Source organism: Binatus sp. (SeqCode) (assembly GCF_049584895.1).
Taxonomy (GTDB): domain Bacteria; phylum Desulfobacterota; class Binatia; order Binatales; family Binataceae; genus Binatus.
In genome coordinates, this window is sequence record NZ_JBAUYR010000128.1 from 16,920 (window position 1) to 27,820 (window position 10,901).

Below are 10,901 nucleotides of genomic sequence, written 5' to 3' on the forward strand. Positions count from 1 at the left end.
TCACATCATGAACAGGCCTGCGAACGCCAACAGCAGAAACGGGCCGACTATTATCAGGACCGGCTTATCGTACGGCGCGACGAGCATCCACGCGGGCAGGAACTTCGGCGCCCAGTTACCGGTCGAAAGCAGGTTTCCACAAATCCAGGCGCCGCCCTCTCCCGCGATCAGCAACGCGAAGCCGAACGCTCGAATCGGCACCGGCTTGAGTTTCACCTCTGGCATCATGTCGGTATAAAGCATCCGGCCTTTTTTTACGCGCGGATAGACGGCGGCGAGGATGAACGGCGAGAGGGCGAGCGCCGAGATCATATTGTTGAGGATGATCACGTTGCCGAGCATCGCGAACGGCCGGATGACCAGCACGTTATCGGCCCATCCGACCAGGTCGGCGCACAGCACACTCGCCGTCAGGCATGCGATGACGTATTTGAAAATTGTAAGAGGGGAACGGAGAACAGGACTCTCCCCGCGGGCGATCAATTCCCAGACTTTGTACGGTATCCATCCGTAGGCGAGATTCGCTAAGAATCCCGCGATGTCGCCGGGCGAGACTCCGCCGAAAAAATCGCCAATCATATTTCCGATCGCGGAACCCCACGCGGCCGCGGGGCCGAACAGGAACGAGCACACGACTGGAATCGCGTTGGCGGGACGCAGTTCGGTGACGCCGGGAATTAGAGGGACGACCTTGAACGGCACCAGCACCGCGGCATATAGCGCGGCCGAAATCGCGCAAAGCACGACCATCCGCGTGTTGCGCCACATCAGTCGAAGGTCGCTCATCGCGTGACGAGCGCAACGATGCGTGCGCGGCGCATGCCTGCTATACGAAAGAAATGATCGACAGTCACGTTCATCTCGACGCTGACCAGTATCCCGACCCTTCCGGCGCAATCAAGCGGGCGCGCGACGCGGGAGTGTCGGCGATGGTGGCGCCGGGAGTCGGTCCGGCGTCGAATCTCGCTGTGATCGAACTCGCGCGGAAGTTTCGCGGCGTCATTTTACCGGCACTAGGATTTCATCCCGAACGATTTGAGCATAGTGAAGATGACTCTCGAGAAGTGCTTGGTCTGATCGAGCGCGATTCGATTTGCGCTATCGGCGAAGTCGGCCTGCCATGGTACGGCGAGCGCGCCAACGACGCCGCCGTGCTGGACGCGGCGAAGGTGACGCTCGCACGCTTCGCCCATGCCGCAGCCGCGCTCGATCTGCCGCTGATACTGCATGCGCCGCATGCCCGCGCAGCCGAAGCGCTCGCAATAATTCGCGAGGCTGGAGTGAGGCGCGCGGTCTTTCATTGGCACAAGTCCGACGAACAGACCACGCGCGCTATTTTCAACGCTGGATACTTTATTTCGCTGACGCCCGAAGTTGCCTACCGAGCGCGCGATCAGGATCTCGCTCGGATGCTTCCTGCTAATCGGATTCTGGTCGAGACCGACGGACCGTGGCCATATGGCGGGCAGTTTGCGGGACGGTTGACCGAGCCGGCGATGATCAAGGAAGTGGTCGCGGCGATTGCGCATCTGCGATGCACGACGTTCGAGGAAATCGCCGCTGCCACGACGGCCAACGCGCGCGCGTTATTTCGAATCCGCGAGTAAATTAAATATTCGTGAAATTTGCAGGAGCAGCCGATAGAATAGATCGATATGCCCATCTACGAATATCGATGCGACAAATGCCGCCGGACGACCAGCGTCCTGACCACGCGCATCAGCGAAAAGGTCGAGGCGATTTGCGCGCATTGCGGCGGAAAGAAAATGAGTCGGCTGATGTCCCGCTTCGCGATGCCGCGCAGCGAGGAATCGCGGATGGATTCGCTCGCCGATCCCTCGAAGATGGGCGACGTCGACGAAAACGATCCGAAGAGCGTCGGGCGGATGATGAAGCGTATGGGCAAAGAGATGGGCGACGAGTTCAGTGGGCCGGAGTTCGACGAGGCAGTTGAGGAGATCGAGAGTGGCGGTGGTTTGGGGGATGAGGGATCGGGCGAGGATGATTTGTAGTTGTCGCGGCGCTGCGAGAGTCCCGCCAACCTACCCCTAACCCCTTCCCGAGCGGGAAGGGGAACCGGACGAGAGAGCTGCTAGTCGGCTTCGAGCATCACGATTGCCGACGCGGCCATGCCTTCGCCGCGGCCTAGCGCGCCCAGGCCTTCGGGGCTGGACGCTTTCACGTTGACCCGCGATTGATCGGCGCCGAGTGAGGCTGCGAGGCGTTCGCGCATCGCGTCGAGGTACGACTTGAGCTTCGGTTGCTCGGCGAAGATGGTCAGGTCGGCGTTGCCTAGACGCCATCCTTGCGCACTCGCGAGCTTCCACACTTCGGTAAGAAGTACGATCGAGTCGGCGTCTTTGTAACGCGGATCGTTGTCCGGGAAATGCCGGCCCAAGTCGCCTGCGCCGAGCGCGCCGAGGATCGCGTTGGCGAGCGCATGTGCTGCGACGTCGGCATCCGAATGCCCGCGCAGTCCCTTGTCGTGCTTGATTTCGACGCCCCCGAGCATGAGTCGGCGCCCCGCTTCGAGCGGATGAAAATCGAATCCGTTGCCTACTCGAAACCGCGTCGCCATCGCTGCAACCCTCGCCCGGTGATTCCCACCAGCGCATCAACATTCGCTATGCGGCCGACTGCGTTGACAAGCGCTATTTCAGTCGCCAAGCTTTTGCTCATCGCCCCTTCAGGAGGATCGCCCGCGATGCCTGCATTTGCCAAGAACCCGAAAGTGATCATCGGCACGCTCGTGGTCCTGTGGGTCGCATACGTCATTTACGCAAACTTTCAGATCGAGATGGTGACGTTCTACCTGCTGCCGTTCAACATCCTCAAACTGCAGCTCCGACTCTCGGCGGTGATAATCGGCGCGGCGATTTTCGGCGCGGTCGCGACAATCGTGATTCACTGGCTATGGACGCGGCCTTCGAACAGCGTATCTCCCGTCGTATCCAGGCCCACCTCGCCGTCCAGCCCGGCGCCCAAGAGCAGCACGGTCGCCTGAGCGCCAGCCTTCAAAATCGTCTCGGTCGACGGGCCGATCAGCAATCCGTCGGCGCGCGACAGCGAGCTTAAAATCCCCGAACCCTGGCTGCCGGTAGGAGTGGCCTTGTAGCCGTCTCCATCTCGCTCGAGTTTGACGCGTACGAACTCGGTCAGATCTTTTGAAATTTTAATGTCGACACCGCATCGCGCCTGCACGCGCGGCAGACCCACCAGCCGCCTGCCACTCATCTTGCGCAGCGCGGGACGCGCGTACAGATAGAAGCAGACCAGCGTCGAGACAGGATTCCCCGGCAGTCCGAAGATCGGTCGGTAGCCTACCGTGCCGAACTTGAGCGGACGCCCCGGCTTTTGCGCAACGCCGTGAAACAACTGGCGCATCCCGAGTTCGTCGAGCGCGCCTTTGACGTGATCGAACTGGCCAACTGAGACGCCGCCGGTCGAGAGCACCGCGTCAAAGGTCATCGCCTCCGCCAGCCGCTCGCGAATCTCGCGCGCATCGTCACGCGCCACCTTAAGAATTGTGGGCTCGGCGCCTGCTTCCCGAATCGCACCGGCCAAAGCATAAGCGTTGGAATTTACCACCTGTGCGCCGACCGGTGGCTGATCGACGTCCACCAGTTCGTCGCCGGTCGCGACGATCGTGACGCGTGGGCGGCGAATCACTTCGACCATCGCGCGATTCACCGACGCAAGCATCCCAAGGTCAGCCGGCGTGAGGGTCTTGCCCGCGGACATCACGAGTTCGTCGAGCCGCAAATCCTCGCCGCGCGGCCGGATGAACGCGCCCTTCTCGGCGGCGGCGAGAAATTCGACCACATCGCCACTACCGCGTGTGCGCTCGACCGGGATGATCGCGTCTGCGCCTTCCGCGACGGGCGCGCCGGTCATCGTGCGAACCGCCTGGCCCGCGCCCACGCGACGCGTCGGCATCCGTCCGGCGCCCACAGTCTCGACGACCGCAAGCTTGACCGGGCTCGCCTCCGACGCCCTGACCAGGTCGGCGGCCCTTACTGCGAAACCGTCCATGGCGGAGTTGTCGAAGCCGGGTATATCGCGCCTGGACGCGATGTCCTCGGCGAGCACGCGCCCGAGCGCCTCGAGGATTGGAATCCGCTCGACGCCGAGCGGAACTACGTTCTCAAGGACGATTTGCAGAGCCTGGTCCGCACTAACCATAACGGAGAAAGGATACGCGCCTTTCGATCACGATTGAACCAAGCGTCGAACTTATCTGCGGACGCGCGTTATCACCGGCTTCGGACTTGAGCGCCGATCGTCGTCACTCGTCGGTGGCGGTAGTCGTGCTGCTCGTCGTGGTGGTGACGGGCGCCGCGGGCACGACCGTCGTCTTATATGGAGGCCCCGCCGTGACGTACCCAGGGTTGTAATCGGTCGTCGTCTGCTTCTCGACGGTGCCGTTGCCGTACTGAGTCGTGGTCGTCGTCGAATCCGCTGTCGGCGGCACGCTCGTCAGCGCCGTGGGCTCATGAACGACCTTCACGGGCGGATTGTATGCGACGGGCTCGGTATCGGCACAGCCAACCATTCCTGCGGCGGCAATGCTGACAAATCCGGCAACGACTAAATTAATGATTCTTGTTTTCATAATTTAAGAAAACGCAATTGATGTGCCGGAAAATAAGACTAGGGATTTGTTTATGGCGGTCCGAGACGCCGAAGGTCCCGATCGGAAAATTTTGCCGCGCCCGATGCTCGCTAGATCACAAACGAACTGCGACCGGACAATGCCGGCCTGAGCAATCAGCGAAAAGAGACTGAAATCAGAACTCGGAGTGGTCTCTGCTGGAGTGGAGATCAGGCGATTCCAATGGAATGCGGATGCTGTACGAATGCTCGTCGGGGGGAACCATGTCACGCAGGAGGGCCGGGTTGAGCTCGCGCAGGCGCTCGAGCGTCGTCCCATGATTGAGCGCGACGCGGCTCAGCGGAGTACCGCCGGTGACCGGCAGCATCTGGTACGCCGGCGGATCGTCGAGCTTGATCGGGGTGATTCCGTAGCTGTCGGCATGATGCGCGATATACGCAACCGCCATGAAACGCCCCATCAGCCCGCGGGTTCGCCGCGGCAGCCGGCTTCCGAACCGCTCCATATTATGACCGCGCAGCGACCAGTAACGGTTGATTGCCCGATCCCCGTTGTTCCAGGCAACCAGCGTCATCGGCCAATCGTCGCCCGCTTCGTCATGCAGGGCGGCGAGATATTCGGCCGCCGCCTTGGTCGACATTACCGGGTCGCGACGCTCATCGACGTAGTCGTCGATCCTGAGGCCGAAGCGCTTCGCGGTCTCACTCGTAAACTGCCAAGGCCCCTGGCCCTCATTGGAAAATTCGCTTTCGGCGAAAGCCAGGTAAACCAGGTCGTCGGGCAGACCGTAACTTCGAAGGACGCGCACCATATCCTGCAAATAGGGGTGACTACGATCGAAGGTATCCTGGAGCTGGTCGGGGGACGTCATGAAATCCGAGACGTAGCGTCGAACCGCTCGATTAAGGAGAATCGGGAACGGTGGGACCGGCTTGGGCAATGGCAGCACGTAGGATGTCTGGATTGGCTGCGCGCCGGCTTCCGCTGGAGTCTCGAGTTCAAAACCTGTGCTATTCCCAATCAGACTCGGCGCCGTGGCCCCGGACGGACCCTCGGGACCGTCAAAGTCTTCGGCAAACGCGCGAGTAGATGCCCATCCGGCGACAAGCGTGGCGACCAGCAGGGCAAAAAGCACTCGATAGATGGACTTAGTCTTACGCATTCTCCCCCGAGAAACTGACCCCAACCGTACCGACCGATACCACCGGGATCAAGCTATTTACGGTGGATAACCTATTAAAAAGTCTAATGACAAAAATTCACGCTGTTAATTGATCGTTGGAAACGCTCAGGAATTTTGAAGGTGGAAGGCCGTATATTCGGCGACGCTACGTTTAACCGTATCTCGTTCTTTGTGTTACCGTTGGTAAATCGTACCAATCGTGAACGCGACTGACCGGTCCAAAAATTTTGAATCTCTGGCACGACATCATCGATAGCCTGACCGACGCGATCATCGTGCTCTCGCCCGCGATGGAACCCCAGGTTGTAAATCCTGCCGCTGAAACGATGCTCGGAGTTTCCCAAGTAAGCGCCGCGACCGTGGCCGATCTCGTCCGCCAGAACGATTGGCTCGGCCGAATGGTCGGCGCGTGCCTCGAAAGCGGTCAGGACCTTGGCGACACTGAGACGGTCCTGGCGACTGGGCCTCGGGAATTGGCGGTTCGGGTCGAGGTCTCTCCGCTGCTGAACGCCGAGGGTCGTCCCGGCGGCGTCATCATCCTCCTGCACGACCTGTCTCACGAAAAAGGCGCGGCGGAGGCCGCCGTCACTGGGGACCTGAGCCTGCGTCTGTCGCCCGCCGGCTTGGCCCACGAGGTCAAGAATCCGCTGACGGGTATCAAGGGCGCGGCCGAGCTGATGGCCGGGATGTTTCCCGATGACGCCCGCGCGCAGCAGTACTGCAGCGTAATCCTCGACGGAGTGAACAGGATTGCGGCGCTGGTCGAGCAGGTACTGATGGTCAGTGGGCCGCAACGCCTCGTGCAGGAGCCGGTCAACATCCACATGGTGCTGCATCAGGCGATGAGAATGGCGGGACTATTTCCGCAGCCGCCCGAGGGCGTCGTCGTGCTCCAGGATTTCGACCCGAGCCTGCCCGACGTGGTCGGAGACACGGGCGCATTGGAGCGCACCTTTCTCAATCTGATCAAGAACGCGGCCGAGGCAATCGGCGAATCCGGCACAATCCGCCTGCACACGCGAATCGAGCGCGAATTCCGGATGACTGCCGAGGGCCGCCGCCGCCAGTTCCTGCGCGTCGAGATCAGCGACAGCGGCGTCGGCATCCCCGAGGATCAACTCTCGCAACTCTTCACGCCGTTCTTCACCACCAAGCCCGCCGGCACCGGTCTCGGCCTCGTGCTATGCCAACGAATCATCGCCCTTCATGGCGGCAGACTGTGGGCGCAGCGCGGCGGCATCGATCGGGTCAAGGGCACGGCGGCGCCGAACGGCATGACATTCAAGGTGACGCTGCCGATGATGCCCCCGGCAAAACGCCCACACTAGAAACCCTGCTCGTCTGGTTCGACTCCAATACCAACTCCTGACGGCGAAGAGTGAAAAGTCGACACACGGAGCTGTGCCGGATTGTTTCACGCCCCTAAGGCATGAGAGTTGCCCCAGTGAAATCCAATAACGCGGCCGGTGTTCAGCTCCTACCGACTAGAATGACGTGCTCAACGGCCGTTTATCAGGGCGTCGACGACCCGAGGGAACGTCCGACCACCATAGTGATGTTGTCGTTGGTGATCGTCGCCATTGTCGCGCTGTACGCGGCAATGTTCGCGTCAGTTTACCTCTGGAGCCGTTACGCCCCCATCTTCCCGCCCAGCGTCGTCGAGAACTCGCCGACCGTTGAAGCGATGCCCTGGACGTGATGAACGTCGGCGGCTGGCGTTTGCGCTCGAATCAGAGCTTGAGTCCAGCTTCTGCCAGTCGTTCTTCCAGCACTGGAAGGCGGTCGTGGCCCCAGAACGGCTCATCTTCGAATACAAAGATCGGCACGCCGAAGATGTGGTCGGCGGCGGCTTCGTCCTGTGCGCGTTCATAGTCGGCTGCGCCTTCGCCCGCGAGATAGACACGATACTCGTCGGCCGAGAGACCCATTTCGGCAACTACCGCGGCGACCTGATCTGGATCATCCGGTACCAGCTCGCGTTTCCAGAAGAGTTCATAGACCTTGAGATTGAAAGGCAGCAAACAATGACGCTTTTGCGCGAACAGACCGCCGATCAGCGCGATGCGCGTGTCATAAACCTTGAGCTGACTGCGAATCACCAGGCCGCGTGACGCTGCCCAGCGCCGTGCGTCGAGGTACGAATACCTGGTCTTGTATTCCGAGTAGAGGCTGCGCTGACCCTTGTCTTTTACGCGCAGCTGGAACGGTATCCAGCGCACTCGAACGTCGTAGCGATTCTCCAACTCGAGTCCGGGTTCGAACGCGAGGTAGGCGAACGGACTTTTGTAGTCCGAGTACATTTTGACTTCGGTGGTCGCCATGACCGAGACTTCAATTCATCAGTTCGCCGCAGTCAACCGCCATGCCGCGGGTGGCTGAACTCTTGAGTCCAGGTTCTATTGGGATGAGAGACCGCTCCCAATGATGCCCTGGTAAAAACGCCCGCACTGAGAACGATTAGACATCCTGCACAAGCTTCCCACAGTTGTTGTATCCGTTTGGCCGCAGCCGTCTGTATCCAAAGGTTACACGGTGCGGTAGGAACCGAACCATTGATTCTGAATCTCGAAGGCATGGTTGATGCTATCGGACCGCCTAGGAAGATAAGTTTCGCACTGCGTCGGATCGTCTGCGGGGATCGGGGAGGGGAGTTCGTTGAAGAAATGGCTTTGGGTGCTGGCGCTCGCAATGATCGGCGCTGGCATGGCACCTCATGCGTATTCGCAAACCGCCAGCTCCCCAGCCGTCTCTGCCCCGGGCGAACCTCCGGAGCTCCGCGTGGCCACGATCGTCGCTCCGCCTAACGTTATGGAACGGAACGGCACTTTGACGGGATTTAGTGTCGATCTCTGGAACGCGATTGCCGCGCGACTGAAGGTAAAATCGAGCTTTCAGATCGAGCCCGATGTGAGCCATTTGGAAGAGGCGTTGCGCTCGAAAAACGCCGACCTTATCGTTGGCATCTTTATAACGTCGGCGCGTGACACTGATTTCGATTTTTCGATCCCAACATTGCAAGCAGGCTTGCAAATTATGGTGCGGGATACCGGCCAGACCGCGCAGACCACGAGCCCCCTTCGGGACATGCTTCGTCTGCTGTTTTCGCGAACGACCATGGTATGGCTCGGCATCGCCCTGGTGCTCGTCCTTATTCCGGCCCATATCGTCTGGCTGTTCGAACGGCGGCGCCCGAACGGAATCATTTCGGGTCCGAACTACTTTCCGGGGATCTTCGAGGCATTCTTCTGGGCGATTTCTACGCTGACGGGATCACCGGAGGGGATGCCGCATCAATGGGTTGCGCGCACGTTCGCAATCTTCTGGATATTCACCGGTGTGGTTTTCGTTGCGTTCTATACCGCCCAGCTAACCACCACCTTAACCGTCGAGCAGATTCGCGGCGCTATCGAGGGGCCGAGCGATTTGCCCGGTAAGCAGGTCGCAACGCTAGCGGGCAGCACGGCAGCCGATTATCTTCGGGCGCAGAACGCAGAAGTGCAGGAGTTCGCGACGCCTGATCAAGTGTATAAAGCTCTGCTGGATAAGAAAGCGGATGCGGTGGTCTTGCCCGCGCCACTGCTCCTCTACTACGCAGCTCATGAGGGAAAGGGACGGGTGAAGACGGTCGGTCCTGAATTTAACACGGCGCCGGCCGCCATCATGGTGCAGCTGGACAGTCCGCTCCGCAGAAAGATCAATCTCGCTTTGATCTCGCTTCGTGAGAACGGGACCTATCAGCAGATCTACGACAAGTGGTTCGGCAGCCCTTAGCACGAGCCAACTTGAAGCTGTCGCGATCGCAATTTCTGTCCTCCGCCATACTGTTGTGCTGGTTGCTGGGCATCGCGCCGGCATATGCTCAGCAAGTGGCGACGCCTGCGACTTCGCCGAGTGCCTTGACCGATCAACAGTTGGCGATCAGCGTCCACAATCCGTTTGAGGATTTCGTCAAGGTTCCAATTGAGTCCGACACCGGATTTCGACTCGGCCGGGCTCATAAAGTCGGCGACGCCGTGAACATCGAGCCGTTGCTGCCGTTCTCACTGAATGCGGATTGGGATCTGATGGCGCGGCCGAGCCTGACCGTCGCCTATGCGCCCACTCCGCACGAACAATCCGGGCTGGAAGATTTGCAGACTTCTTTTTTTCTAACACCGCACAAAGAGTCCACGTGGATCTGGGGCGCTGGTCCGATCTTCCAATTCCCCACCGCCAGCAGCTCGGAATTGGGAACCGGCCGCTGGTCGGCTGGACCGACTGCGGCGCTCGTGTACTCGGAAGGTCCGTGGCTCAACGCCATTCTCACAGACCAACTGATGTCGTTTGCCGGAAATCGCGAGCGCGGCAGCGTCAATCAGACCTACATCGAGCCGATGCTCAGCTACAACTTCGTGAGCGGATGGTACGCCGACGTCGATCCGCAGATGACCTACGACTGGACCGCCGATACCGCCAACGCCTGGACTATTCCGATGGGCGCGGATGTCGGCAAGGCTTTCAACATCGGCGCGCAAAGTCTGAGTCTGCAGCTCGGCGCGTACGACCTACTGAAGCGTCCGGACGGCGCCCCGCAATGGATAATGCGCGCGAGCATTACGTTCCTCTTCCCCGCCGGACACTAAACCCGCCCCGAAAAAGCTAAAGGTACGACAAGGTCTGCTGCTGTAGCCCCAGCAGCTGCTCGCTCAGGCTCCAGAGACGATCGGCCGCATCCGGATCGACCGCATGCGGCATCACGCCGAGCGCCATCGACCCAAACTGATTGGCTGCGAGCGTTTCGGTAACCAGCAGGGCAATGTCGCAATTCTGACAATAGACGCCGCCCATCCCATCGAGCTGCGGGCTCGTCGCGCACCAGACGCTGGTAGCGGCACCCTGCTCTACGGTCTTCATGTTCCTTGCCGGGTCGATGATTGGATTCCCGTCGTCGCCAACAAGGCCGGCCGCGCGAAGTAGTTCCGACGGGACAAATTTCGACAGGCCCGTGCTCACGATGCTGCCCGGATGGAGCGAGAAGGCGCGCACGCCGTGTGCCTTGCCCCGCTCGTCCATCGCAACCGCGAACAGAATGTTGGCGGTCTTCGATTGCCCATAGGCAATCCACGG

The 10,901-nt window shown here is 60.3% G+C and carries 13 protein-coding genes and 1 pseudogene; 7 read left to right on the plus strand and 7 right to left on the minus strand.

Annotation, left to right across the window (positions count from 1 at the left end):
* Window positions 1-786, minus strand: a complete 786-nt coding sequence (locus WB650_RS21530; RefSeq protein ID WP_423961990.1) for a QueT transporter family protein — start codon at window positions 784-786, stop codon at window positions 1-3.
* Window positions 787-839: 53 nt separating this feature from the next.
* Here WB650_RS21530 and WB650_RS21535 point away from each other — a divergent pair, with 53 nt between their 5' ends.
* A complete protein-coding gene (locus WB650_RS21535) occupies window positions 840-1,607 on the plus strand; it encodes a TatD family hydrolase (protein WP_422303817.1) in 768 nt (255 codons plus the stop codon).
* Window positions 1,608-1,655: 48 nt separating this feature from the next.
* Entirely contained in the window at window positions 1,656-2,012 is a 357-nt protein-coding gene (locus tag WB650_RS21540; protein WP_422303816.1) for an FmdB family zinc ribbon protein, read from the plus strand.
* 80 nt (window positions 2,013-2,092) lie between these two features.
* Here the strand turns inward: WB650_RS21540 and ispF are convergent, their stop codons facing one another.
* On the minus strand, window positions 2,093-2,578 hold the full coding sequence (gene ispF / locus WB650_RS21545; protein WP_422303815.1) for a 2-C-methyl-D-erythritol 2,4-cyclodiphosphate synthase: 486 nt from the start codon (window positions 2,576-2,578) through the stop codon (window positions 2,093-2,095).
* A gap of 126 nt (window positions 2,579-2,704) precedes the next feature.
* Here ispF and WB650_RS21550 point away from each other — a divergent pair, with 126 nt between their 5' ends.
* Window positions 2,705-3,004 (plus strand): hypothetical protein, encoded by a 300-nt coding sequence (locus tag WB650_RS21550; protein ID WP_422295453.1) that lies wholly within the window; start codon window positions 2,705-2,707, stop codon window positions 3,002-3,004.
* Here the strand turns inward: WB650_RS21550 and glp are convergent.
* The 3 genes from glp to WB650_RS21565 all read right to left on the minus strand — a co-directional run bounded on the left by glp (window position 2,905) and on the right by WB650_RS21565 (window position 5,774).
* On the minus strand, window positions 2,905-4,182 hold the full coding sequence (gene glp, locus WB650_RS21555; RefSeq protein ID WP_423961993.1) for a gephyrin-like molybdotransferase Glp: 1,278 nt from the start codon (window positions 4,180-4,182) through the stop codon (window positions 2,905-2,907). The two genes, WB650_RS21550 and glp, sit on opposite strands and share 100 nt — an antisense overlap.
* Before the next feature lie 103 nt (window positions 4,183-4,285).
* Window positions 4,286-4,612, minus strand: a complete 327-nt coding sequence (locus WB650_RS21560; RefSeq protein WP_422303813.1) for a hypothetical protein — start codon at window positions 4,610-4,612, stop codon at window positions 4,286-4,288.
* 175 nt (window positions 4,613-4,787) lie between these two features.
* A complete protein-coding gene (locus WB650_RS21565) occupies window positions 4,788-5,774 on the minus strand; it encodes a lytic transglycosylase domain-containing protein (RefSeq protein WP_423961995.1) in 987 nt (328 codons plus the stop codon).
* A 248-nt stretch (window positions 5,775-6,022) separates the two neighbouring features.
* On the opposite strand from WB650_RS21565, the gene WB650_RS21570 reads away from it, so the two are divergent.
* Both WB650_RS21570 and WB650_RS21575 read left to right on the plus strand, forming a co-directional pair.
* Window positions 6,023-7,123, plus strand: coding sequence for a two-component system sensor histidine kinase NtrB (locus WB650_RS21570; protein WP_422303811.1), 1,101 nt, complete (start codon window positions 6,023-6,025; stop codon window positions 7,121-7,123).
* Window positions 7,124-7,284: 161 nt separating this feature from the next.
* The gene (locus tag WB650_RS21575) at window positions 7,285-7,494 is read left to right on the plus strand and encodes a hypothetical protein (protein WP_422303810.1); all 210 of its coding nucleotides are present in this window, start codon (window positions 7,285-7,287) and stop codon (window positions 7,492-7,494) included.
* 31 nt (window positions 7,495-7,525) lie between these two features.
* Here the strand turns inward: WB650_RS21575 and WB650_RS21580 are convergent, their stop codons facing one another.
* Window positions 7,526-8,116, minus strand: coding sequence for a 2-hydroxychromene-2-carboxylate isomerase (locus WB650_RS21580; protein WP_422303809.1), 591 nt, complete (start codon window positions 8,114-8,116; stop codon window positions 7,526-7,528).
* Between the two features lie 334 nt (window positions 8,117-8,450).
* Here WB650_RS21580 and WB650_RS21585 point away from each other — a divergent pair, with 334 nt between their 5' ends.
* Window positions 8,451-9,566, plus strand: a complete 1,116-nt coding sequence (locus tag WB650_RS21585) for a transporter substrate-binding domain-containing protein (protein WP_422303808.1) — start codon at window positions 8,451-8,453, stop codon at window positions 9,564-9,566.
* Between the two features lie 11 nt (window positions 9,567-9,577).
* Window positions 9,578-10,417, plus strand: coding sequence for a hypothetical protein (locus WB650_RS21590; protein ID WP_423961998.1), 840 nt, complete (start codon window positions 9,578-9,580; stop codon window positions 10,415-10,417).
* Window positions 10,418-10,433: 16 nt separating this feature from the next.
* On the opposite strand, the pseudogene WB650_RS21595 reads toward WB650_RS21590, so the two are convergent.
* A pseudogene (locus WB650_RS21595) lies at window positions 10,434-10,901 on the minus strand (oxidoreductase); the annotation flags it as partial.